The sequence below is a fragment of the Kitasatospora sp. Xyl93 genome, assembly GCF_055383135.1.
The window spans coordinates 1,479,631-1,506,622 of sequence record NZ_AP029185.1; the positions used below are offsets into that span (position 1 = coordinate 1,479,631).

General features: G+C 74.3%; 7 protein-coding genes and 1 pseudogene. All 8 read right to left on the minus strand.

Features of this window, described 5'->3' with window-relative positions:
- Positions 1-5 precede the first annotated feature (5 nt).
- Positions 6-821 (minus strand): thioesterase II family protein, encoded by an 816-nt coding sequence (locus tag ACZ5GH_RS06355; protein WP_464333677.1) that lies wholly within the window; start codon positions 819-821, stop codon positions 6-8.
- 10 nt (positions 822-831) lie between these two features.
- Positions 832-4,005: pseudogene (locus ACZ5GH_RS06360) on the minus strand (type I polyketide synthase); the annotation flags it as partial.
- The gene (locus ACZ5GH_RS06365) at positions 4,002-5,147 is read right to left on the minus strand and encodes an HAD-IIIC family phosphatase (RefSeq protein ID WP_387751086.1); all 1,146 of its coding nucleotides are present in this window, start codon (positions 5,145-5,147) and stop codon (positions 4,002-4,004) included. The pseudogene ACZ5GH_RS06360 and the gene ACZ5GH_RS06365, both read right to left, overlap by 4 nt.
- A 107-nt stretch (positions 5,148-5,254) precedes the next feature.
- Positions 5,255-6,409, minus strand: coding sequence for an acyl-CoA dehydrogenase family protein (locus tag ACZ5GH_RS06370; RefSeq protein WP_464333678.1), 1,155 nt, complete (start codon positions 6,407-6,409; stop codon positions 5,255-5,257).
- Complete coding sequence (locus ACZ5GH_RS06375) at positions 6,406-6,678, minus strand: acyl carrier protein (protein WP_387751080.1); 273 nt, start codon at positions 6,676-6,678, stop codon at positions 6,406-6,408. The genes ACZ5GH_RS06370 and ACZ5GH_RS06375 overlap by 4 nt, the downstream gene beginning before the upstream one ends.
- Positions 6,679-6,728: 50 nt before the next feature.
- Entirely contained in the window at positions 6,729-7,583 is an 855-nt protein-coding gene (locus ACZ5GH_RS06380) for a 3-hydroxyacyl-CoA dehydrogenase family protein (protein ID WP_387751077.1), read from the minus strand.
- Positions 7,576-13,224, minus strand: coding sequence for an SDR family NAD(P)-dependent oxidoreductase (locus ACZ5GH_RS06385; protein WP_464336800.1), 5,649 nt, complete (start codon positions 13,222-13,224; stop codon positions 7,576-7,578). Before ACZ5GH_RS06385 ends, ACZ5GH_RS06380 begins: the two co-directional genes overlap by 8 nt.
- Positions 13,225-13,285: 61 nt before the next feature.
- Entirely contained in the window at positions 13,286-26,971 is a 13,686-nt protein-coding gene (locus tag ACZ5GH_RS06390; RefSeq protein ID WP_464333679.1) for a type I polyketide synthase, read from the minus strand.
- Positions 26,972-26,992 lie beyond the last annotated feature (21 nt).

Consider the following 26,992-nt stretch of genomic DNA (forward strand, 5'->3'; position numbering starts at 1 on the left):
ACGCGTCACCGTCCGCCGGCGGAAGGGCTGGTGGTGCCCACGGCCTCCGAGAGGTGGCCGTCCAGGAGCCCGATGACCCGCGGCATCTCCTCGGTCAGGAAGAAGTGGCCGCCGGGGAAGACCTGGAGGTCGAACGCCCCGGTGGTGTGGGCCCGCCAGTCCTCCGCCTCCGCGATCGAGGTCTTGGGGTCGCGGTCGCCCGTCAGGGAGGTGATCGGGCAACTGACGACGGCGTCCTGCTCGGCACGGTAGGTCTCGATGGCGCGGTAGTCGGCGCGCAGCGCCGGCAGCGCGGCCGCCATCAGGTCGGGGTCGTCGAGGACGATGGACGAGGACCCGTCCAGTCGGCGGATCTCGGCGGTGATCGCGTCGTCCCCGAGCAGGTGCACTCCCTCGGACGGTCCCAGCCCGATCGCCGGGCCGCGGCGGCCGGAGACCACCAGGCGGGCGGCCGGCCGCCCCGCCGCCTCGAGACGGCGGGCCACCTCGAAGGCGACGACGGCGCCCATGCTGTGGCCGAACAGGACCAGGGGCAGCTCGGGCCGCCGGGCCAGCACCTCGTGGATGCGATCGGCCAGGACGTTCAGGTCGGCGATCGGCTCCTCACGGCGGCGGTCCTGGCGGCCCGGGTACTGGACGGCCAGCACCTCGACGCGGTCGGCGGCGGCCAGCGCGAACGGCACCGGGCGGTAGAAGGGGGCGGTGCCCCCCGCGTGCGGGAAACAGACCAGGCGGGCGGTGGGAGCTTCCGTACCGCGGTAGCTGCGCAGCCACAGGTCGTCGTCGTCGGCGGCGGGGGTGGGGTCGGGTCGGGTGGACATGGTTCTCCGTTCAGTGTTCGCGGTCGGGACCGATCTCGGCCTCGATGAGGGCGAGCAGTTCGTCGTCGGTGGTGTCGGACAGGGCGTCCGCGGCGGTCCCGCGGCCGGGCCCGCCGACGGGCCGGCCCACCAGCGACTCCAGCCGGACCAGCGCCCGCGCCCTGGCCGTCGGGTCCTCGGTGGCGGCGAGCAGTGCTTCGAGGGTGTCGAGCGCCGCGGGTAGCGGGTCGGGGTTCAGCTCGGCGTGCAGGCGGGACGCCAGGGCGGCGGGCGACGGGTGGTCGTACACCAGGCCCGGCGCCAGCGCGAGGCCGGTGGCGGACGCGAGCCGGTTGCGCAGCTCGACGGCCAGCACGGAGCCCATGCCCTGGGACTTGAAGGTCCGGGTCGGGTGCACCCGCCCGGCGCCGTCGTGGCCGAGGACGGCCGCGGCGTGGCCGCGGACGAGGTCGAGCACGGCCCGTTCGGTGCCCAGGGCCGCGGCGACCGGCCGAGCCCCCGGGTCCGGGGACACGGCGGCGGCGGGAGCCGGACGCACCGAGGCCGGCTGCCCGGCGGCCAGCCAGTGGTGCGTGCGCTGGAAGGGGTACGCGGGCAGGTCCACGGTTCGTCCGGCCGCCGGCAGGACGGCGCGCCAGTCGACGGGCACGCCCTGGACGTGGGCCTCGGCCAGCGAGGCCAGCAGGCGCTCCGCGCCGCCGTCCTCGCGCCGCAGCGTGCCGACGGCCACCTCGGCGGCGATGGCGCCGACCAGCAGCGGATGCGGGGACACTTCGACGAAGGCGCCGTGGCCGGCGGCGGTGAGCACCCCGACGGCCCGGTCGAACTCGACGGTCTCGCGCAGGCTCGCGTACCAGTAGTCCGGGTCCGCCTCGGGGCCGGCCAGCCACCGCCCGGTCAGCGCGGAGACCATCGGCACCCGGGCCGGGCCCGGCTCGATCCCCTTCAGGACGGCCAGGACCTCTTCGCGCAGCTCGTCCACGTGGGCGCTGTGCGAGGCGTAGTCGACCGGGACCATCCGGGTGCGCACCGTCTCGCCGCACGCGGCCGCAAGCTCCCGCAGGGCCTCGGGCTCACCGGACACCACTGTCGTCGCGGGACCGTTCACCGCCGCGACCGACAGCCGCCGCCCGAACGGCGCGATCCGCGCCCGGACCGCGTCCACCGGCTCGGCGACCGAGAGCATCCCGCCACGACCGGCGAGCGCCGTCAGCGCCCGGCTGCGCAGCGCCACGACCTTGGCCGCGTCGTTCAGCGAGAGGATCCCTGCGACGGCGGCGGCGGCGATCTCGCCCTGCGAGTGGCCCACCACCGCGTCGGGGACGACACCCGCCGTCTCCCAGACAGCGGCCAGCGAGACCATCACGGCCCACAGCGCGGGCTGCACCACGTCCGCGGCCTCGAAACCGTGGCGCCCGGCCAGGACGTCGTCCAACTGCCAGTCCACGTACGGCGCGAGAGCCTCAGCGCACTCCGCCAGCCGGGCCGCGAACACCGGGGACGACGCGGCCAACTCACGGCCCATGCCGACCCACTGGCTGCCCTGGCCGGGGAAGACGAACACCGTACGCCCGGGACCTTCGGGGCGGACCGCGCCGGTGACCACCACGGCGGAGGGGCGGCCCTCCGCGAGGGCCGCCAGACCTTTCCGCGGCTCCGGGCCGAGCAGCACCGCGCGGTGGTCGAGCGACGCCCGCGTCGTGGCGAGCGACCAGGCGACCTCACGGTCCGACGGCTCCGGCCGGGCCGCCAGGTGCTCCCGCAGCCGGTCGGCCAGCGCGGCCAGCGCGGCCGGTGTCCGGGCCGACAGCGTCCAGACGGCGGCGTCGTCGAGCAGCGGCCGGGGGCCGGAGCCGTCCGCCGCGGTCACGCCGGGGGCCGGGGCGGACGGGTCGGCCGGTGCGACCGGGGCTGCCTCCAGGACGACATGGGCGTTGGTGCCGCCGATCCCGAAGCCCGAGACGCCCGCGCGGGGCGGGTGCGTGCTCTCCGGCCACGGTGCCGGCTCCGTCAGCAGCTGCACCGCGCCGTCTCCCCAGTCGACGGCCGGCGTGGGCTCGGTGATGTGCAGCGACGCGGGGAGCGTGCGGTGCCGCAGCGCGAGGACGGTCTTGATGACGCCGGCGGCACCCGCCGCGGCGAGGGTGTGACCGAGGTTGGACTTCACCGAGCCGACCAGCAGCGGGCGCCCGTGCGCCCGATCCCGGCCGTAGGCGGCGAGCAGGGCGCCCGCCTCGACGCGGTCGCCCAACCGGGTGCCGGTGCCGTGCGCCTCGACCGCGTCGACGTCCGCGGGGGCCAGCTCCGCGTCGGCGAGCGCGGCGAGTATGACCTCGCGTTGGGCCTCGCCGTTCGGAGCCGTCAGGCTGTGGCTGGCGCCGTCCGAGTTGACGGCCGATCCACGGATCACCGCCAGCACCCGGTGGCCCAGGCGGTGCGCCCGCTCCAGCCGCTCCAGCACGAGGACGCCGGCCCCCTCCGACCAGGCGACGCCGTCCGCGTCCGCGGAGAAGGGCTTGCAGCGGGCGTCCGGGGCCAGACCGCCCAGCGCGCTGAACGCGACGTGGTAGCCGGGTGTCGTCATCACCGTCACCCCGCCGGCCAGTGCCAGGTCGCACCGGCCGTCGCGCAGCCCCTCGACGGCGAGGTGCAGCGCCACCAGCGAGCTGGAGGCAGAGGTGTCAACGGTGAGCACCGGCCCGTTGAGGCCGAGGACATGGGCGAGGCGCCCGCTGATCACGCTCGGGGCGGTGCCGGTGAACAACACGCCGGCCAGGTCGGCGGGCGCTTCGTGCAGCGGCGGCCCGTACGGCCGGGCCTCGGCGCCGAGGAACACCCCGGTGCGGGAGCCCCGCAGGGTGGTCGGGTCGATGCGGGCGCGTTCCAGGGCCTCCCAGCCCACTTCCAGGGCGAGCCGCTGTTGTGGGTCCATGGCGTCGGCCTCGCGCGGGGAGAGGTCGAAGAACGCGGCGTCGAACCGGGTCGCGCTGTCGAGGAACCCGCCGCGGTCGGTGGCGCAGCGCCCGTCGCGGCGCAGCGCGTCGAGGTCCCAGCCACGGTCGGTGGGGAAGGGGCCTGTGACGGTGCGGCGGTCGACGAGGGCCTGCCACAGGTCCTCGGGCGAGTCGATGCCGCCGGGGTAGCGGCAGGCCATGCCGACGACGGCCAGGGGCTCGGAGCTCATGCGCCGGCTCCGCCCGCGGATCCCACGGGGCCGAGGGCGGGGGCCTCGACGCGCACGGTGGTGGGGGCCGGACGGCGGTCGGGCACCAGGTGCCGGAACTCGATGCCCGCGCGCCCGGAGCCGGCCGCCCCCGCGTCGGCGGCATCAACGTCGACGGGGCCCGCGGAGGGCAGTTCGGCGAGGCAGTCACACGCCGCGTCGGTGAAGCCGGCGAACCGGTAGGCGATCTCCATCATCCGGTTGCGGTCGGTGCGGCGGAAGTCGGCGGCCAGGTGGACGCCGGCCGCCGCCGCCTCGCCGATCAGCCAGTCGAGCAGGACGGCGCCCGCGCCGAAGGACACCACCCGGCAGGAGGTGGCCAGCAGCTTCAGGTGCCAGACCCGCTCGTGGTAGCCGACGAGCAGCACGCCGACGGCGCCGTGCGGACCGAAGCGGTCGGTGAGGGAGACCGTGAGGACCTCGTGCTCCGGATCGGCGATCAGGCGCCGCAGGTCGGCGTCGGAGTAGTAGACGCCCGTGGCGTTCATCTGGCTGGTGCGGAGGGTGAGTTCCTCGACCCGGGAGAGGTCGGCGTCGTCGGCCCGCTTGATCTCCATGACCAGTTCCAGCGAGCGGAGGAACGCCTCGTCGGGGCCGGTGAACTCCTCGCGCTCGGCGGCCCGGCGAAAGCCCGCCTGGTACATGCTGCGGCGGCGGGCGGCGTCGACGGTGACGACGGCCGGGCTGAACTCGGGCAGGGCGGTCAGCTCCGCGGCCCGCGCCGCGTCGAAGCAGCGGACCTCGGGGTGGTGGTGGGCGACCTCGGCGCGCTCCGCCGGCTGGTCGTCGATGAAGGCGACCGTCGTCAGGGCGAAGTTCAGCCGGTCCGCGATCTCCTTGACCGACCGGGACTTGGGGTGCCAGCCGATCTGCGGCAGAACGAAGTACTCGGCGATGCCGAGGGCCTCCAGCCGCTGCCAGGCGTGGTCGTGGTCGTTCTTGCTGGCCACGGCCTGGAGGATGCCGCGGGCGTCGAGTTCGACGACGGTGCGGCGGATCTCCTCGGGCAGGACCACCTCGTGGTCCTCCAGGAGGGTGCCCCGCCACAGGGTGTTGTCCAGGTCCCAGACCAGGCACTTGACGAGGGTGGGTGCGTCGGACACGGGGCGCTCCTTCGATTTCCGTCCGTTGCCGTGTTCGTGGTGCGTGTCGTGTATGCCGTACTCGTGGTACGTCGTGCCGGTCGCGCCCGTGCGGGGCGGCGGGCGGCTCAGAGCCGGTCTAGGGCGTGCCGGGCGAGGATCAACTGCGAGATCTCGGTGCTGCCTTCGATCAGTTCCATGGCCTTGGCGTCCCGGTAGGCCCGGGCCACCACGTGGCCGTCGGTGAAGCCCCGCGAAGCGAGCACCTGGACGGCCGTCGCGGCACCACGGGTCGCGTGGGTGGCGGCGACCTGCTTGGCCAGCACCGCCGTCACCGCCGCGTCCGGGGCGGTGCGGTCCCACTGCTCGGCGGCATGCCTGCAGACCTGGGTGGCGATCCGCTCCGAGGTGTAGAGCTCGGCGATGTGCCGGGCGACCAGCTGGTGCTCGGCGATCGGGCCGCCGCCCTGCTCTCGGGTGCGGGCGTCCCCGACGGCGGCCGTGAGGCAGGCGCGCAGGATGCCGACACAGCCCCAGGCCACCGACATCCGGCCGTAGGACAGGCCGACCGTGAACAGCAGCGCCAGCGGCTGGCGGCCGCCGCCGAGCACGGCGGCGGCCGGGATCCGGACGTCGTCGAGCACGACACGGCAGTGCGTGGCGGCGCGGCAGCCGAGCGGGGCCGCGACGGGCTCGACGCGGACGCCGGGCGCGTCGGTCGGCACCATCGCGGCGGCGCCGTCCGGACCGTCGCCGTAACGGCCGATGACCATGACGAGGTCGGCGTAGGCGGCCCCGGTGATCCACATCTTCTCGCCGGAGACGATCAGGTCGCCGCTCCCGTCCTCGGCCGGACGGATGCGGGTCGTCATGCCGCTGAGGTCGGAGCCCGCGCCCGGCTCGCTGAAGCCCACGCAGGCGAGCCGGCCGCTCGTCAGCTGCCCGAGGTAGCGGTGACGCTGCTCGCGGTCGCCGAAGCGACGGACGACCGCCGCGGCGATCCCCTGGACCGTCATGACGCTGCGCAGCGAGCTGCACAGGGCTCCGACGTGAGCGGTGAGTTCGCCGTTCTCCCGGCCGGTGCGGCCGGGCCCGCCGAAGCGGGCCGGCACCTCGGCGCACAGCACCCCCATCGCGCCGAGCTTGCGCAGCAGGTCGACGGGGATCCGGCCGGCCGCGTCCCAGGCGGCCGGCCCGTCGCCGATCAGGGCGTCGATCGCGACGGTGTCGAAGCCCGTTCCGCCCGGACCCGCGCCGCCCGTACCCGTGGCGTCGCCGCTCATGCGTCCCCGGTTTCGCGAAGGCGCAGCACCATGGCCGCCATGGCGCGGATGCTGCGGAAGTTGTCCCGGTTCAGCTCGGCGCCGACGATCTCGATGTCGTACTCGTCCTCCAGGAACACCACCAGTTCCATGGCGAACATCGAGGAGATCGCGCCGGTGGCGAAGAGGTCCTGCTCGACCTCGGGTTCGGCGCCGGTGTGTCCGACGAGGAAGGCGCTCAGTGCCTGCTCGACGGCGGTCGTCCCGGCACCGGCATTCGCGGTGGTCATGTGTCCGTACCTTTCGTAGTTCCGTGTGGCCGTTCGGGGGAGCCCGGTGCTCAGCCGTACGTGTAGAAGCCCCGGCCGGACTTGCGGCCGTGGTGCCCGTCGCGGACCTTCCGGAGCATCAGCTCGCAGGGATCGCACTCGGGATCGCCGGTGCGCTCGTGCAGGACCCGCAGGGAGTCGACGAGGTTGTCGATGCCGATCAGGTCAGCGGTGCGCAGCGGCCCGGTGGTGTGGCCGAGGCAGCCTTCCAGCAGCCCGTCCACCGTCTCGACGGAGGCGACGCCCTCCTGCACGAGCATCGCCGCCCGGTTGATCAGCGGGTGCAGCAGCCGGTTGACGACGAAGCCCGGTGCGTCGTTGACCACCAGCGCCGTACGGCCGAGCGCGGTCAGCAGCGACGTGACGGCGGTCATCGTGGCGTCACCGGTGGCCCGGCCGCGGATCACCTCGACCATGGTGATCAGGTAGGCCGGGTTCATGAAGTGCACGCCGACGAGCTCGTCGCCGCGCGCCACCCAGCCCGCCATCTCGTCGATGGGGATGCACGAGGTGTTGGAGATCAGCAGGGTGCCGGGGGCGACCAGCCCGGAGACCTCGGTCAGCACCTTGCGCTTGACCTCGGCGACCTCCACGACGGCCTCGACGACGGCGGTCGCGTGGGCGATGTCGGCCGGCGCGGTGGTGGTGGCCAGCGTGCCGTGGGCGCGGCCCGCGGGGAGGGCCTCCAGCAGCTGGGCGTGCTTCAGCTTGCGGCGGATCGCCGTCCGGGCCGTGGCCAGGGTCTGCTCGTCGACGTCGACGAGGGTGACGTCCACGCCGTGGCCGAGGGCGAGGGCGGCGATGTTGGTGCCCATGACGCCGCCGCCGATGACGGCGAGGCGGTGCTGCTCGTGACGGTCAGTCATCGTGTCCCTCCCGGGTGGTGGTGAAGCGCTCGTCGAGCCAGGAGTCGACGGCTCGCGCCGTGGTCCCGGCGTGGGCGCCGATCATGGTGAAGTGGTCGCCCGGAACGGTCACCGGGGTGAGGTCGCCGGAGAGGCCCCACGGGAGGTCGACGGCGCCGTCCCCGCCCTCGGGGCCACCCGGCTCGCCACCGTGGCGGACCAGCAAGGTCGGCAGGTCCGCGGTGTACGGGACGTGGCCGCGCCAGTCCTGGACGTAGTAGTGAGCGAGCGCGGTCAGCCAGTCGTCCCCGCCGATGCCGCCCGCGTCGACGCCCCCGGGGTTGCCCAGGAGTACGGCGGCCGGCAGGGTACCGATGATCTCGTCGGGGGCGCCGGCCGACCGCGGGGCGAAGCTGTCCAGCAACACCAGCGCTGCGGGAGCCCGGCCCAGCTCGGCGAGGCGGACGGCGAGGGCCTGCGCGACCAGCCCGCCGGAGGAGTAGCCGACGAGGACGAACGGGCCGGCCTCCGGGGCGGTCTCCGGGGCGGCGAGCACCGTCCGGGTGCACAGGTCGAGCAGCGCGTCCGGGTCGGTGGCCAGCGGTTCCCCCGCCGTGTAGCCGGGGATCACCGCGGAGAGGACGTGCCGGGGGCGGCGGAGGCCCTGCACCACCCGGACGAACTCCTGGGCGCCGCCCGCACCGAACGACGGCAGGCAGACGAGCGTCGGCCCGACGGTGTCCGCCGACCGGCGGGTGAGCGGGACCAGGGGCGGGACGCCCGCCAGCTCGTCCGCACCGGCGAAGCGGGGCCGGAACCGGGCCAGCCCAGCGATCATCCGTACGGCGTTGGCCCCCTGGCCGAGGCTGTTCGCCCGCAGGTACAGGGCGGCCAGCGTCTCGGGAGCCGATAGGCCGGAGCCCGCCGCCGTCCCGGTGCTCCCGGCCGGCCCCGTACCATCCGCGGGCTCCGGCGAGGCGGCCAGCGCGAAGCGGGGCGCGGCCCGCTCCGGCCCGCCGTCCTGCCGCACCGGGCCCTCGGCGAGCCGCTCCCGCAGGTACGCGGCCGTCAGGGCGGGGGTCGGGTGGTCGAAGACCAGCGGACCACTCAGCCGCAGACCGGTGGCCCCAGCGAGCCGCTTGCGCAACTCCAGGGCGCTCAGCGAGGTGAACCCCTGCTCCAGGAAGGTGGCGTCCGGATCGACGGACGCCGCGTCCGGGTGGCCGAGCGCGGCGGCGGCGTGCTCAAGGACCAGCTCCAGCAGGACCGCCTCCCGCTCCCGCGCCGACCGCGCCCCGCCGAGCCGGGCGGACAGCCGGACGGCGGCGGACGACCGCCGCGCACCGGCGCCCTCGTCGCCCTCGAACCCGTCCCCGTCCTCGTCCCCCTGCTCCAGGACCCGGAGGGCGTCGGGAAGCGCGGACAGCAGCGGGCTCGGCCGGTGCAGCGTGTACAGCGGCACGAACCGTTCCCAGTCGACGTCGGCGACGACGAGCAGCGTCTCGTCGTCGTCCAGTGCCTGGGCGAGGCCCTCGATGCCGCGCTCGGGAGCCATCATCCGCAGCCCGTACGCGCTCAGCTGCTCACCCGCCTCCCCCGCGCCCATGCCGCCGCCGCCCCACAGGCCCCAGGCCACCGAGGTGGCCGCCAGTCCGGCCGCGCGCCGCCGCTCGGCCAGGGCGTCCAGCGCCGCGTTGGCGGCACCGTACCCGGCCAGCAGCCCGCTGCCCCAGGTGGCGGCGCCGGAGGAGAACAGCACGAAGGCGTCCAGCTCCAGTCCGCGTTCGGCCGACAGCTCGTGCAGGTGCAGGGCGCCGCCGACCTTCACCTCGGAGACCTCCTGCAGCCCGGCGTCGGTCAGCGCGGCGACCGGCGCCCCGTGGCCGGTACCCGCCGAGTGCACCACCGCCGACAGCGCGGGGCCGGTGGCGGCGACGCGGTCCAGCAGCGCGCCGACCGCGGACCGCTCGGCGACGTCACAGGCGACCACCTCGACGGCACTGCCGAGGGCCGCCAGTCCGGCCGCCAGCTCGGGCACCCCGGGCGCCGCCGGGCCCGAGCGGCCGGCCAGCACCACGCGCGGGGTGCCGCGCTCGGCCAGCAGCCGCGCCGTCCGGCCTCCGATCAGGCCCGTACCGCCGGTGATCAGCGCCGTCCCGGCGGTCCGCCACGGCTCGGCGGGTCCGGCGGGTCCATCCGGGCCCGCCGCCGGGCGCGGGGCGCGCACCAGGCGGCGCGCGAACGCTCCCGTGCCGCGCAACGCGACCTGGTCCTCGCCCTCCGGCCCCGCGGCGAGCAGCCCGGTCAGGCGGTCCCCGACCGAGGCGTCGAACCCGGCCAACGCGTCTCCCCCGGCCGGGAGGTCGACCAGGCCGCCCCACTGCTTGGCCTGCTCCAGACCCGCCGTCTGCCCCCACGCCCACACCTGGGCCTGCGCCAGACTGGGCACCTCGCCCGGCAGCGCCGCCACCGCGCCGCGGGTCAGCACCCACAGCGGCACCACCGACCCCGCGTCGAGCAGCGCCTGCAGCAGCGCGCTGGAGGCCGCCAGACCGGCGGGCACCCGGGGCCGGCCGGGCAGTGGCGTCTCGTCCAGCGCGAGCAGGGACACCACACCCGCGAACTCGCCGACACCGCGCAGGACGTCGCCGAGAGTCCCGCGATCGGCGGCGCCGGTCTCCAGCACCCGGACCTCGACGCCGCGGGCCCGCAGCGTGCCGGCCACCTCGGCGGCCGTCTCGGCCCCGGCCGGGCCGGCGACCACGAGCCACGTGCCGGACGGCACCGAGGCCGCCGGTGCCGCACCCGACGGCCCGTCGAGGGACTGCCACTCGACGCGGTACCGCCAGCCGGCCACCGTGTCCCGGGCCACCGGCTCCGGGAACACCGGCCAGTAGCGGCGGTACTGGAAGGCGTAGGTCGGCAGGTCGACGGTGCCGCTCCCAGTCCCGGCGGGCAGCAGGGCGGTCCAGTCCACGGGCAGGCCGCGGACGTACGCCTGGGCCAGCGAGAGCAGGAGGCGCCCGGCGCCGCCGTCGTCGCGGCGCAGGGTGTCGGCCACGACCGGGCCGTACGCCTCCAGGCTGTCCGCGATGGCCGGGGCCAGCACCGGGTGCGGGGACACCTCGACGAAGGCGCCGTGACCGGTTCCGGCGAGGGTGTGCACGGCCCGGTCGAACTCGACGGTCTCGCGCAGGCTGGCGTACCAGTAGTCCGGCACCAGTTCGGGTCCGGAAACCGTGGCGCCGGTGCTGGAGGAGACCATCGGAATCCGCGCCTCGCGGGGGGCGATGCCGTGAAGGGCGGCGAGGATCTCCTCGCGCAGCTCGTCCACGTGGGCGCTGTGCGAGGCGTAGTCCACCGGGATCATCCGGGCGCGCGGCGAATCCCCGCAGGCGTCCGCCAGTTCACGCAGCGCGTCGGCGTCACCGGAGACGACCGTCGCCGACGGGCCGTTCACCGCCGCGACGGAAAGGCGGGTTCCGTACGGAGCGATCCGCGCGCGGACGCCCGCCACCGGCTCGGCGATCGACAGCATCCCGCCACGACCGGCCAGCGCCTTCAGGGTCCGGCTGCGCAGAGCAACCACTTTCGCCGCGTCCTCCAGCGAGAGGATCCCGGCCACGGCCGCCGCCGCGATCTCGCCCTGGGAGTGGCCCACCACCGCGTCGGGAACGACACCGGCCGCCTCCCAGACCGCCGCGAGCGAGACCATCACGGCCCACAGCGCCGGCTGCACCACATCAGCGGCCTCGAAACCGTGAAGGCCCGCCAGCACATCGTCCAACTGCCAGTCCACGTACGGCGCCAGAGCCTCGGCGCACTCGGCCAGCCGCGCCGCGAACACCGGCGAAACCTCCGCCAGCTCGCGACCCATGCCGACCCACTGGCTGCCCTGCCCCGGGAAGACGAACACCGTCCGTCCCACCCCGGCCGACGGCACCTCGCCCGTCAGCACCCCGGCCCCGGGCCGGTCCGTGGCCACGGCCTCCAGTTTCGCCGCCAGCTCGGCACGGTCGGCGCCCAGCACCACCGCGCGCCGCTTGAACGCCGTCCGCGTGGTGGCGAGCGACCGGGCCACCTCCGGCAGCGGCAGCTCGGGGCGTGCCAGGAGATGGTCCCGCAGCCGCCGCGCCTGGTCCGCCAGGGCCTCCTCGGACCGTCCGGAGACGGTGACCGGGAGCACGACGGGCTCCGCGATCAGCACCGGCGTCGTGGCCTGCGCCGACACCGCGGCCGGCTCCGGCGTCCCGTCCGACTCCGGCGCGGCCGGCCCTCCGGCGGCCGCCTCCTCCAGGATCACGTGCGCGTTGGTGCCGCTGATCCCGAACGCCGAGACGCCCGCGCGACGCGGCTGTTCGCCCGCCGGCCACGCGACGCGCTCCTGGAGCAGGCTCACGTGCCCCGCCGACCAGTCGACGTGCGGGGTCGGCTCCGCCGCGTGCAGCGTCGCCGGCAGCTCCTCGTGCCGCAGCGCCAGCACCATCTTGATCACACCGGCGATGCCGGCCGCCTGCTGGGCGTGCCCGATGTTCGACTTCACCGACCCCAGCCAGAGCGGCCGTTCGGCCGGATGCCCCTGCCCGTACGTCGCCAGCACCGCCTGCGCCTCGATCGGGTCGCCCAGCGTGGTGCCGGTGCCGTGCGCCTCGACCACGTCCACGTCCCCCGTCGCCAGCCGGGCGTTGGCCAGCGCCGCGCGGATCACCCGCTGCTGAGCGGGGCCGTTGGGCGCGGACAGGCCGTTGGAGGCACCGTCCTGGTTGACGGCGCTCCCCCGGACCACGGCCAGCACCCGGTGCCCGTTGCGCCGGGCGTCCGACAGCCGCTCCAGCACCACCACACCCGCGCCCTCGGCGAGGCCCATGCCGTCCGCGCTCGCCCCGAAGGCCTTGCAACGGCCGTCCCGGGCAAGGGCGTTCTGCTGCGAGAAGCCCACGAACTCGCCCGGGCTGACGATCACGGTCACCCCGCCGGCCAGCGCCAGCGTGCACTCCCCCGCGCGCAGCGACTGCACGGCGAGGTGCAGCGCGACCAGCGAGGAGGAGCAGGCGGTGTCCACCGACACCGCCGGCCCGGTCAGGCCCAGCGTGTACGACACCCGGCCGGACAGCACGCTCATCGCCGTACCGGTGATCAGGTGCGCCTCCGAGCCCGAGAGGTCGCCGCCGGCGGTCGCGTACCCGGAGGGCGCGGCGCCCGCGAACACGCCGGTGGCCGACTCGCGCAGGCTCGCCGGGTCGATCCCGGCCCGCTCGACCGCCTCCCAGGCCGTCTCCAGCAGCAGCCGCTGCTGCGGGTCCATCGCCAGCGCCTCGCGCGGGCTGATCCCGAAGAACCCCGCGTCGAAGTCCGCGGCCCCGGAGACGAACCCGGCCTGGACGGTGCTGCTCGTGCCGTCCGCGCCCGGGGCGGCGTCGAAGAGCGCGTCGAGGTCCCAGCCGCGGTCGGTGGGGAACCCGCCGACCGCGTCCCCGCCCGCCGCCAGGAGGTCCCACAGGTCCTCGGGGGTACGCACGCCGCCCGGGTAGCGGCAGGCCATCCCGACGATCGCGATCGGCTCCCGCTCCCGCTCGGTCACCTCGCGCAGCCGGGCCCGCGTGCTGCGGAGCTTGGCGGTGGTCTGCTTGAGGAAATCGAGCAGTTTCTCTTCGTTCTGCATGGTGCTGTCGCTCACATTCGACCTCGTTCGGGAGGAGTTGGCGCCGACGGTCCCGGCATGGTCAGTCGAAGTCCGGATCGTCGAGCTCGTCCTCCAGGAGGGCGAACAGCTCGTCGGCGGTGGCCTCCTGCAGAGCGCGCTCGTCAGCCTCGCCCGTTCCGTCCGCCCCGGTCTCGCGGACGGCGCGGAAGCGGTGGGTCAGCGCCTCCAGGCGGGCGACGATCTCCGCGCGGGTCTCGTCGTCCGACGGGGTGAGCCCGGCGGCCAGCCGCTCGAACTCGTCCAGCACGGCCGTGTGGCCGACCAGTTCCCTCCCGGTCAGCTCGGTGATCAGGAAGTCCGCCACCGCCTCCGGGGTCGGGTGGTCGAAGACCAGCGTCGACGGCACCCGCACCCCGCACGCGCTGTTCAGGCGGTTGCGGAGCTCGACGGCGGTCAGCGAGTCGAAGCCCAGCTCGCGGAACGCCCGGCTCGCCATGATCTCGTCCGCCGAGTCGTGGCCGAGAACCGCGGCGGCGTGCGTCCGCACCAGTTCCACGACGGTCCGGCGCCGCTCGGCGGCCGACAGGCCGGCCAGGCGGGCGGCGAACTCGTTGCGCTGGTCGTCCTCCGGACGGCCGGAGGAGGTGTCCTCCTGGGCCTCGGGGATGGTGTCCAGCAGCGGGCGCGGGCGGGCGGCGGTGAAGACCGGCGCGAACTTCTCCCACTCGACGTCCGCGAGGGCGATGAACGTCTCGTCGTCGGCCAGCACCTCACCGAGCGCCGTCAGGGCCCGGTCGGTGTCGAGGAAGTTCATGCCCTGCCGCAGCAGCCGGTGCGGGGTCACCCGGCCGGGCGCCTGGTCCATCGCCGCGTCGACGGCGTTCCAGTCGCGGGTGTTCCACACGCCCCACGCGATCGAGGTCCCCGGCAGGCCACGGGCGCGACGGTCCTCGGCGAGGCCGTCCAGGAAGGAGTTCCCGGCCGCGTACGCGCCGTGGTCGTTGCTGCCCCAGGTGGCGGAGATCGAGGAGAACATCACGAACTCGTCGATGCCCAGGTGCGCCGTCGCCTCGTCCAGGTGGACGGCGCCGGCCGCCTTCGCACCGAGTGCCGCCGCCAGACCCTCCCGACTGGTGTCCTCAAGTCGGGCCAGGTACGGCGTGTTCGCCGAGTGCAGGACGGTGGACAGGCCGGGGCCGGAGTCCTCGATCCACGCGACCATGGCCGTGACCTGCGAACGCTCCGTCAGGTCGCACGACACGACCTCGACGGCGGTGCCCGAACCCGCGACCGTGGCGGCCAGCGCCGCCACGCCGGGCGCCGACGGCCCGGAGCGGGAGGTCAGAACGACCCTCGGCGCACCGTGCTCGGCCAGCCACGGGCCGACACAGACACCGATCGAGCCCGTACCGCCGGTCAGCAGGACCGTCCCCTGAGGGCTCCACGCTCCGGCCTTGGGCCGGTGTTCCTCGGCACGCACCAGGCGGCGCAGGAACACACCCGACGGCCGCACCGCGACCTGGTCCTCCCGACCGTATGCGAGGACGCCGGCCAGCCGGGCGGCCGCATCGGCGTCCACCACCGGCGGCAGGTCGACCAGACCGCCCCAGCGGTCCGCGTGCTCCAGGCCCACGGCGCGGCCGAGGCCCCAGACCTGGGTCTGCACCGGACTCGTCGTCACCTCGCCGTCCGTGACCTGCACCGCGCCACGGGTCAGCACCCACAGCGGAGCGGCGATCCCGGCCCGGCCCAGCTTCTGCACCAGATCGAGGGTGTCGGCGCTGCCGCGCGGGACCCACCCGAACTCGGCGTCCGGCGACTCGTCCAGGGCCAGGAGGGACACCACGCCCTGGACATCCGCACCGGCACCGGCGATGGCCGCATCGAGGCCCGCCAACGTCGTCCGCACGGCCTCGGCACCACAACTCGCCAGCGCCTCGGCGACCGTCGTCGCGTCGGGACCGTCGCCGACGACCAGCCAAGTGCCGGTCAATTCCGCCGGGCCGCTCGCGGTGGCCGGCTGCCAGGTGATCCGGTAGCGCCAGTCGTCCACCGACAGCTTCGCCCGCTCCACCGCCGGGGCCTCGGGCCAGTAGCGCCGCCGCTGGAACGCGTAGGTCGGCAGCGCGACCGCCGTGCCGCCGCCGAGCACCGACGCCCAATCGACGGGAGCGCCCTGGACGTAGGCCTCGGCAAGCGAGGTCAGCAGACGCTGCGCGCCACCCTCGTCGCGTCGCAGCGTGCCCACGACGACCGGGGAGCGCTCCTCCAGGCTGTCACCGATCGCCGGGGTCAGCACCGGATGCGGCGAAACCTCCAGGAACACTCCGTGGCCCCCGTCGCCGAGGATCCGCACGGCGCGGTCGAACTCCACGGTCTCGCGCAGCGACGCGTACCAGTACGCCGGGTCCAGCTCGGGGCCGGACAGCCACGCGCCGGTCAGCGCCGAGACCATGGGGATCCGGGCCTCGGTCGGCGTGATGCCCTGGAGGACGGCGAGGATCTCCTCGCGCAGCTCGTCCACGTGGGCGCTGTGCGACGCGTAGTCCACCGGAATCATCCGAGCACGCGGCGAATCCCCACACGACTCGGCGAGCTCGCGCAGCGCGTCGGCGTCACCGGACACGACCGTCGCCGACGGGCCGTTCACGGCCGCGATGGACAGGCGGGTTCCGTACGGGGCGATCCGGGCGCGGACACCGTCCACCGGCTCCGCGATCGACAGCATCCCACCGCGACCGGCAAGGGCCTTCAGGGTCTTGCTCCGCAGAGCCACCACCTTCGCGGCATCGTCCAGGGAAAGAATCCCGGCCACCGCCGCGGCGGCGATCTCACCCTGCGAGTGACCCAGCACCGCCTCCGGTGCGACACCGGCCGCCTCCCACACCGCGGCCAGCGACACCATCACCGCCCACAGCGCCGGCTGCACCACATCAGCGGCCTCGAAACCATGCCGGCCCGCCAGGACATCGTCCAACTGCCAATCCACATAAGGCGCCAGAGCCGCAGCACACTCCGCCAGCCGGGCGGCGAACACCGGCGAGGCCTCCGCCAACTCACGGCCCATGCCGACCCACTGACTCCCCTGACCGGGGAAGACGAACACCGTCCGCCCCACACCACCAGGAGCCACCGCCCCGGTCACCACACCCGCCGCCGGCTGACCCGTCGCCACCGCCGCCAGACGCTCCGCGAGCTCGCTCCGCTCGCCACCGAGCACGACGGCCCGGTGCTCCAGCGCCGCACGCGTCGTCGCGAGCGACCACGCCACATCGCCGACCGGCAACTCCGGCCGCGCCAGCACGTGTTCACGCAGTCGTCCCGCCTGACCCGCCAGTGCCGCAGCGCTCTGACCGGAGACCGGCCAGGCCGACGTCCCACCGGCGAGCACCGGAAGCGCCTCGGCTTCCAGCTCCTCGGCTTCGGCGTCGGGTGCCTCCTCCAGGATGAGGTGGACGTTGGTGCCGCTCACGCCGAAGGCCGACACACCGGCCCGGCGCGGCCGCTCGCCGGCCGGCCACTCCACCGCGTCCTGCAGCAGACGGACGTTGCCCGTGTCCCAGTCCACGTGGGTCGACGGCTGCTCCGCGTGCAGGGTCTTCGGCAGCATGCCGTTTCGCAGCGCCATCACCATCTTGATCACGCCGGTGACACCGGCGGCGCACTGGGTGTGGCCGATGTTGGACTTCACCGACCCCAGCCACAACGGCCGGTCCTCGAAGCGCTCCTGGCCGTACGTCGCCAGCAGCGCGCCCGCCTCGATCGGGTCACCGAGCGTCGTACCCGTGCCGTGCGCCTCCACCGCGTCGACATCGGAGGGCGACAGCTGCGCGTTGGCCAGCGCCGCGCGGATCACCCGCCGCTGCGAGGGACCGTTGGGCGCCGCCAGACCGTTCGACGCACCGTCCTGGTTGGCCGCGCTGCCGCGGATCACCGCCAGCACCTGGTGCCCGTTGCGCCGGGCGTCCGAGAGACGCTCCAGCAGCACCATGCCGGCGCCCTCGCCCCAGCCGATGCCGTCGGCCTCGTCCGAGAACGCCTTCGACCGGCCGCTGGAGGCCATGCCGCCCTGGCTGCCGAACTCCATGAACGCGCCGGGCGAGACCATCACCGCGACACCGCCGGCCAGCGCCATCGAGCACTCGCCCGACCGCAGGGCGAGCATCGCCTGGTGCATCGCCACCAGGGAGGACGAGCAGGCCGTGTCCACCGTGATGGCGGGACCGGTCAGGCCCAGGCAGTACGAGATCCGGCCCGAGGCGACTGCGGACACCGTGCCGATCAGCCGGTAGCCGTCCAGGCTCCGGTCGTCGGCCGGCAGGCTCGCGTCGTAACCGGCGTGGCTCGCACCGACGAAGACGCCGGTCGCCGAGCCGTGCAGCGACTTCGGGTCGATCCCCGCGCGCTCGATCGCCTCCCAGGACGTCTCCAGCAGCAGCCGCTGCTGCGGGTCCATCGCCAGCGCCTCACGCGGGCTGATCCCGAAGAACCCCGCGTCGAAGTCGGCCACGTCGTAGATGAATCCGCCCTGTCGGCGGTACGCCTGCCGCTGGCCGAAGCCCTCCTCGACCGCTTCCCAGCCTCGGTCGGTCGGGAATTCGCTGATCGTGTCGGTCCCCGCGACGAGCAGGTCCCAGAACTGGTCGGGCCCCGTCACACCGCCCGGGTACCGGCACCCCATGCCGACGATCGCGATCGGCTCGCCGATCGCCGCGGCCACGACCTGGACCGCACCGTCGGCCTGGGCCGTCTGCCCAGCGGTGCCGACGAGTTCGCCCCGCAGGTAGTCCGCGAGGGCGGTGGCGTTCGGGTGGTCGAAGACCATCGTGGAGGCCAGCTTGACACCGAGCACCTTGGACAGGCGGTTCCGCAGCTCGACCGCTCCGACCGAGTCGAAGCCCAGCTCCTTGAACGCGCGTTGCGGCAGCACGTCGTCCGCCGAGTCGTGGCCGAGAACAGCGGCCGCGTGACCCCGCACCAGGTCGGTCAGGACCTGACGCTGCTCAGCGACCGGCATGCCGGCCAACCGGCCCGCCCACTCGCCGACTTCCTCGGTCGCGGACTCGACGGCGGCCTCGGCGGCCAGGACGGCACGCACCTCGGGAAGGTCCGCCAGCAGACGGCTCGCCCGGTGCAGGGTGTACGTCGGCACGAACTGCGACCAGTCGAAACCGGCCACCACCATCGCACCCTCACCCGCGTCCAGGACCTGACCCAACGCCAGCATGCCCCGACGCCCGTCGATACCCTCCATCCCGAACTCACGCAACCGCTCACCACCCGAGCTCGCGGCCATACCGACACCGGACCACAGACCCCACGCGACCGACGAGGCCACCAGACCCCGCGAACGACGGTCCGCCACCAACGCGTCCAGATGCGCGTTCGCCGCCGCGTAACCACCCAGGCCACCACTGCCCCACACACCCGCACCCGACGAGAACAACACGAACGCGTCCAGATCCCGACCCGCCGTCAACTCGTCCAACACCATGGCGCCACCGACCTTCGCCGACAGCAACCGCGACAGCTCGGCCACCGACAGCTGCTCCACCGGTGTCCTGCCGCCCGTTCCGGCCGAGTGGACCACCGACGACAGCACCGGGCCCGTCGCGTCGATCGAGTCGAGCAGGCCCGCCACGGAGGCCCGGTCGGCGACGTCGCACGCCACCACCTGCACCGCCGAACCACGAGCCGCGATCGACGCCGCCAGCTCCGCCACACCGGCGGCACCCGGACCCGAACGGGACGTCAGCACCACCCGCGACGCACCACGATCCGCCACCCACTGGGCGGTGATCGCACCCACACCACTCGTACCGCCCGTCACCAGCACCGAACCACGCGGCGACCACACCTCACGCACGACCGGACGGCCGGCACGCACCAACCGCCGCGCCACCACCCCGCCCGCACGCACCGCCACCTGATCCTCATCGCCGACCAGCACAGACACCAACCGCGCACCGACGCGGGCGTCCACCACAGCAGGAAGATCGACCAACCCGCCCCAGCGACCCGCCAACTCCAACGCCGCCACAGCACCCAGACCCCACACCTGCGCCTGCACCGGCCGCACCACATCACCCGCGACCGCACCCACCGCACCCCGCGTGACCACCCACAGCGGAGCGGACACACCGAGCCGGCCAAGCTCCCGAACCAGCGCGACCGTCGCCGCCAGACCACCCGGAACCAGCGGGAACGCCCCCACCGGCGACTCCTCCAACGCCAGCAGCGACACCACACCCCGCAGATCGGAGCACGCGGCCACCGCAGCAGCGACGCCATCCGAAGCCGAGCGGACCACGGTCGCCCCGTGGGACTCCAGCGCCTCCGCAACCGCAGCGACATCCGGGGACTCCCCCACCAGCAGCCACGTTCCGGCCAGCACCCCGCCGGACTCGCTCACCGGCACCCACGACACCCGGTACCGCCAATCCGCGACCGCCGACCCAGCCCGCTCACGGCGCCGCCAGTCGGTCAGCGCGCCCAGCGCGGCATCCGCCGGGTCCACCCCGAGCAGATCGGCGAGCGCCGTGACATCACCACTCTCCACGGCGGTCCAGAAACCCGCCTCCGCACCGGTGGCCTCGCCCGCTTCGGAACGGCGGCCGTCCAAGGCGGGCCAGTAGTGGCGGTGCTGGAACGCGTAGGTCGGCAGTGCGACGGTCGTCCCGCGGCCGAGCACCGACGCCCAGTCGACGGGGGCGCCCTGGACGTAGGCCTCGGCGAGCGAGGTCAGCAGACGCTGCGCGCCACCCTCGTCGCGTCGCAGCGTGCCCACGACGACCGGAGAGCGCTCCTCCAGGCTGTCACCGATCGCCGGGGTCAGCACCGGATGCGGCGAAACCTCCAGGAAAACACCGTGCCCCGCGTCGGCGAGGATGCGCACGGCGCGGTCGAACTCCACCGTCTCCCGAAGCGACGCGTACCAGTAGGCAGGATCCAGTTCGGGGCCCGCGAGCCACTCACCGGTCAGCGCGGAGACCATGGGGATGCGGGCCTCGGTCGGCGCGATGCCCTGGAGAACCGAGAGGATCTCCTCGCGCAGCTCGTCCACGTGGGCGCTGTGCGACGCGTAGTCCACCGGAATCATCCGAGCACGCGGCGAATCCCCACACGACTCGGCGAGCTCGCGCAGCGCGTCGGCGTCACCGGACACGACCGTCGCCGACGGACCGTTCACAGCCGCCACCGACAGCCGGGAACCGTACGGGGCGATCCGGGCGCGGACACCGTCCACCGGCTCCGCGATCGACAGCATCCCACCGCGACCGGCAAGGGCCTTCAGGGTCTTGCTCCGCAGAGCCACGACCTTCGCGGCGTCGTCGAGGGAGAGAATCCCGGCCACCGCCGCGGCGGCGATCTCACCCTGCGAGTGACCCACCACCGCGTCCGGAGCGACACCGGCCGCCTCCCACACCGCCGCGAGCGACACCATCACCGCCCACAGCGCCGGCTGCACCACATCAGCGGCCTCGAAACCATGCCGGCCCGCCAACACATCGTCCAACTGCCAATCCACATAAGGCGCCAGAGCCGCAGCACACTCCGCCAACCTCGCCGCGAACACCGGCGACGACTCCGCCAACTCACGGCCCATCCCGACCCACTGACTCCCCTGACCGGGGAAGACGAACACCGTCCGCCCCACCCCACCAGGAGCCACCGACCCCGTCACCACACCCGCCGCCGGCTGCCCCGTCGCCACCGCCGCCAGACCCGCCGCGAGCTCACTGCGCTCGCCGCCCAGCACGACCGCACGCTGCTCGAACACCGAACGCGTCGCCGCGAGCGACCACGCGACGTCGCCCACCGACAACTCCGGCCGCGCCACCACGTACTCGCGCAGCCGGCCCGCCTGACCCGCCAGCGCCGCAGCGCTACGACCAGAGACCGGCCAGGCCACACCCGCCGCCCCGGTGAGTACCGGGTTCTCCCGGCCCGCCAGCTCAACCGCCGCCTCGGCGGCCGCCGGGGCCTCCTCCACGATCAGGTGGACGTTCGTACCGCTGATCCCGAACGCCGACACGCCCGCCCGGCGCACCCGCTCGCCCGCCGGCCACTCCACCGCCTCCTGCAGCAGACGGACGTTGCCCGCCTCCCAATCGACGTGCGAGGACGGCTCGTCCGCGTGCAGGGTCTTCGGCAGCACGCCGTGCCGCAGCGCCATCACCATCTTGATCACACCCGCCACACCCGCGGCCTGCTGCGCGTGCCCGATGTTCGACTTCACCGACCCCAGCCACAACGGCCGGTTCTCGAACCGCTCCTGGCCGTACGTCGCCAGCAGCGCGCCCGCCTCGATCGGGTCACCGAGCGTCGTACCCGTGCCGTGCGCCTCGACCACGTCCACATCCGCCGCCGACAGCTGCGCACTCGCCAACGCCGCACGGATCACCCGCCGCTGAGCGGGGCCATTGGGCGCGGACAGGCCGTTGGAGGCGCCGTCCTGGTTGACGGCGCTCCCCCGGAGCACGCCGAGCACCTGGTGCCCGTTGCGGCGGGCGTCCGAGAGGCGCTCCAGCACCAGCATGCCCGCGCCCTCACCGATGCCCATGCCGTCGGCGCCCTCGCCGAAGGCCTTGCAGCGGCCGTCGGAGGCGAGCGCCCGCAGGCGCGAGAAGCCGACGAACTCGCCCGGGTCGGCCATCACCGTCACACCACCCGCCAGCGCCATCGAGCACTCGCCCGACCGCAGCGCCTGGCCCGCCTGGTGCAGCGCCACCAGCGAGGACGAGCACGCCGTGTCGACGGTCACCGCGGGCCCGTTCAGGCCCAGCGTGTACGAGATCCGGCCGGACAGCACGCTCAGCGCGTTCCCCGTGATCAGGTGCGCCTCGGCGCCCGGGACGGTGGCACCCGTCGCGATGTAGCCCGACGACGCCGCACCGATGAACACGCCGGTCGCCGAGCCGTGCAGCGACTTCGGGTCGATGCCGGCCCGCTCGACGGCCTCCCAGGAGGTCTCCAGCAGCAGCCGCTGCTGCGGGTCCATGGCCATCGCCTCGCGCGGGCTGATCCCGAAGAACCCGGCGTCGAACTCCGCGGCCCCGCTGAGGAATCCGCCCTCCACGACGTAGGTCGAGCCCTCGGCGTCGGGGTCGGGGTCGAACAGCGCCTCGATGTCCCAGCCGCGGTCGGCCGGGAACGCGCCGATCGCGTCGCCGCCCGCCGCCAGGAGGTCCCACAGCTCCTCCGGAGTCCGGACGCCGCCCGGGTAGCGGCAGGCCATGCCGACGATCGCGATCGGATCGGTCGACACCGCCGCCGCCGTCACGGCCTGGCTCTCGTCCGAGTCCGCGCCGAACAGCGCGGCCAGGATCTCATCCGCCAGCGCCGACGCGCTCGGGTGGTCGAAGATCACCGTGGACGGCAGCCGCAGGCCGCACGCGGTGTTCAGGCGGTTGCGCAGCTCGACGGCGGTCAGCGAGTCGAAGCCCAACTCGCGGAAGGCCCGTGTCGCGACGATCTCGTCCGCCGACTCGTGGCCCAGCACCGCGGCCGCGTGCGTCCGCACCAGTTCGGTGACCGTCCGGCGCCGCTCGGCCGCCGACAGGCCGGCCAGCTGGATCTCGAAGTCACCACGCCCGTCCTCGTCACGACGGACCGTCGTGTCCTCCTGGGCCTCGGGGATGGTGTCCAGCAGCGGGCGCGGGCGGGCGGCCGTGAACACCGGCGCGAACTTCTCCCACTCGACGTCCGCGAGGGCGATGAAGGTCTCGTCGTCGGCCAGGATCTCGCCGAGCGCGGTCAGCGCCCGCTGGGTGTCGAGGAAGTTCATGCCCTGCCGCAGCAGGCGGTGCGGGGTCACGCGACCGGGCGCCTGGTCCATCGCCGCGTCGACGGCGTCCCAGTCGCGGGTGTTCCACACGCCCCACGCGATCGAGGTCCCAGGCAGGCCACGGGCGCGACGGTCCTCCGCGAGCCCGTCCAGGAAGGAGTTCCCGGCGGCATACGCGGCGTGGTCGTTGCTGCCCCAGGTGGCGGAGATCGACGAGAAGAGGACGAACTCGTCGATGCCGAGGCCGGCTGTCGCCTCGTCCAGGTGGACAGCGCCGGCCGCCTTCGCACCGACCGCGACGGCCAGCTCCTCCCGGCTGGTGTCCTCCACCCGGGCCAGGATCGGCGCGTTGGCGGAGTGCAGGACGGTGGACAGGCCGGGGCCGGAGTCCTCGATCCACGACACCATCGCCGTGACCTGCGCACGCTCCGTCAGGTCGCAGCTGACGACCTCGACGGCCGAACCGCCGTTCGCCACGGCGGCGGCCAGCGCCGCCACGCCGTGCGCCGACGGCCCGGAGCGGGAGGTCAGAACGACCCTCGGCGCACCGTGCTCGGCCAGCCACGGGCCGATGCAGACGCCGATCGAGCCGGTGCCGCCGGTCAGCAGGACGGTGCCGCGCGGCGACCAGCCCTCCGGCTCCACACGCCGGGCCTCGGCCCGCACCAGGCGGCGCAGGAACACACCCGACGGCCGCACCGCGACCTGGTCCTCACCGCCATCGGCGAACACACCGACCAGACGAGCCGCGGCATCGGCGTCCACCACCGGCGGCAGGTCGACCAGACCGCCCCAGCGGTCCGCATGCTCCAGACCGACCGTACGACCCAGGCCCCAGACCTGCGTCTGCACCGGGCTCGTCGTCACCTCGCCGTCCGTGACCTGCACCGCGCCGCGGGTCAGCACCCAGAGCGGAGCGGTGACACCGGCCCGGCCCAACCTCTGGACCAGGTCGAGGGTGTCGGCGCTGCCCCGGGACAGCCACGCGAACTCGGCGTCCGGCGACTCGTCGAGCGCCAGGAGCGACACCACACCGCGCACGTCCCCGCCTGCGATGGCCGCATCGAGGCCCGCCAACGTCGTCCGCACCGCCTCGGCGCCACGCGCCGCCAGCGCGTCGGCAATCGTGGCCGCGTCGGGGGCGTCGCCGACGACCAGCCAGGTGCCGGACAGGTCCGCCGGGCCGCTCCCGGTGGCCGGCTGCCAGGTGATGCGGTAGCGCCAGTCGTCCACCGACAGCTTCGCCCGCTCCACCGCCGGGGCCTCGGGCCAGTAGCGGCGCCGCTGGAACGCGTAGGTCGGCAGCGCGACCGCCGTGCCGCCGCCGAGCACCGACGCCCAGTCGACGGGAGCGCCCTGGACGTAGGCCTCGGCAAGCGAGGTCAGCAGACGCTGCGCGCCACCCTCGTCGCGTCGCAGGGTGCCCACGGCGACCGGGGAGCGGTCCTCCAGGCTGTCACCGATCGCCGGGGTCAGCACCGGATGCGGCGAGACCTCCAGGAACACTCCGTGGCCCCCGTCGCCGAGGATCCGCACGGCGCGGTCGAACTCCACGGTCTCGCGCAGCGACGCGTACCAGTAGGGAGGGTCCAGTTCGGGGCCCGCGAGCCATGCACCGGTCAGCGCGGAGATCATCGGGACCTGCGCCTCACGAGGCCGGATCCCGTCGAGGACGGTCAGGATCTCCTCGCGCAGCTCGTCCACGTGGGCGCTGTGCGAGGCGTAGTCCACTGGGATCATCCGGGCGCGTGGGGACTCCCCGCAGGAGTCCGCGAGTTCGCGCAGCGCATCCGCGTCACCGGAGACGACCGTCGCCGACGGACCGTTCACGGCCGCGATGGACAGGCGGGAACCGTACGAAGCGATCCGGGCGCGGACACCGTCCACCGGCTCGGCGATCGACAGCATCCCACCGCGACCGGCCAGCGCCTTCAGGGTCTTGCTCCGCAGAGCCACCACCTTCGCGGCATCGTCCAGGGAGAGAATCCCCGCGACGGCGGCAGCGGCGATCTCGCCCTGCGAGTGACCCACCACAGCGTCGGGAGCGACACCTACCGCCTCCCACACCGCCGCGAGCGACACCATCACCGCCCACAGCGCCGGCTGCACGACGTCAGCGGCCTCGAAACCATGCCGGCCCGCCAGCACATCGTCCAACTGCCAATCCACGTACGGCGCGAGAGCCTCGGCGCACTCGGCCAGCCGCGCGGCGAAGACCGGCGAGGCCTCCGCCAGCTCGCGCCCCATGCCGACCCACTGGCTGCCCTGCCCCGGAAAGACGAACACCGTCCGCCCCACACCAGCGGCCGCCACCGACCCCGTGACCACACCCGCCGCCGGCTGCCCGGTGGCGACGGCCGTCAGCCCTGCCGCCAGTTCATCCCGGTTCGCGCCGAGCACGACGGCCCGGTGCTCCAGCGCCGCACGCGTCGTCGCCAACGACCAGGCCACATCGCCGACCGGCAACTCCGGCCGCGCCACCACGTGTTCACGCAGCCGGGCCGCCTGACCCGCCAGCGCCACCGCACTGCGACCGGAGACCGGCCAGGCCACACTCGCCGCCCCGGTGAGCACCGGGCTCTCCTGGCCCGCCGGCTCAACCGCCGCCTCGGCGGCCGCCGGGGCCTCCTCGACGATCAGGTGGACGTTCGTACCGCTCACACCGAACGCCGACACACCCGCGCGACGCGGCCGCTCACCCGCCGGCCACGCCACCGGTTCGCTCAGCAGCCGCACGTTCCCGGACGTCCAATCCACGTGCGAGGACGGCTCCTCGGCGAACAGCGTCTTCGGCAGCACCTCGTGCTGCAGCGCCATCACCATCTTGATCACACCCGCCACGCCGGCCGCGCACTGCGAGTGCCCGATGTTGGACTTCACCGACCCCAGCCACAACGGCCGGTCCTCGAAGCGCTCCTGGCCGTACGTCGCCAGCAGCGCGCCCGCCTCGATCGGGTCACCGAGCGTCGTACCCGTGCCGTGTGCCTCCACCGCGTCGACATCGGAGGGCGACAGCTGCGCATTGGCCAGCGCCGCGCGGATCACCCGCCGCTGCGAGGGACCGTTGGGCGCCGCCAGACCGTTCGACGCACCGTCCTGGTTGGCCGCGCTGCCGCGGATCACCGCCAGCACCTGGTGCCCGTTGCGGCGCGCGTCCGAGAGACGCTCCAGCAGCACCATGCCCGCGCCCTCGCCCCAGCCGATGCCGTCGGCCTCCTCCGAGAACGCCTTCGACCGACCGCTCGACGCCATACCGCCCTGACGCCCGAACTCCATGAACGCACCCGGCGACACCATCACCGCGACACCGCCGGCCAGCGCCATCGAGCACTCGCCCGACCGCAGCGCCAGAATCGCCTGGTGCATCGCCACCAGCGACGACGAGCACGCCGTGTCCACCGTCACCGCCGGACCGTTCAGACCCAGGCAGTACGAGATCCGGCCCGACGCCACGGACGACACCGTGCCGATCAGCCGGTAGCCGTCCAGGCTGGTGTCCTCGACGGGCAGGCTGGCCTCGTAACCGGCGTGGCTCGCACCGACGAAGACGCCGGTCGCCGAGCCGTGCAGCGACCGCGGGTCGATCCCGCCGTGCTCGATCGCCTCCCAGGCCGTCTCCAGCAGCAGCCGCTGCTGCGGGTCCATCGCCAGCGCCTCACGCGGACTGATCCCGAAGAACCCCGCGTCGAAGTCGGCCACGTCGTAGACGAATCCGCCCTGCCGGCGGTATCCGCCCTGGTTGTCGAACGCCTCCCAGCCGCGGTCGGACGGGAACCCGCCCACCGCGTCAACGCCGTCGGCCACCAGGTCCCAGAACTCCTCGGGACCGACCGCCCCGCCCGGGTACCGGCACCCCATGCCCACGATCGCGATCGGCTCGCGGGCGCCGGACTCCAGCTCCTTGACCCGCTCACGGGTTTCGAAGTGCTCGGCGGCCAGCTTCCTCAAAGCGTCGAGCAGCTGCTTCTCATCGGCCATCGTGGGTCCTCCTCGACGTCG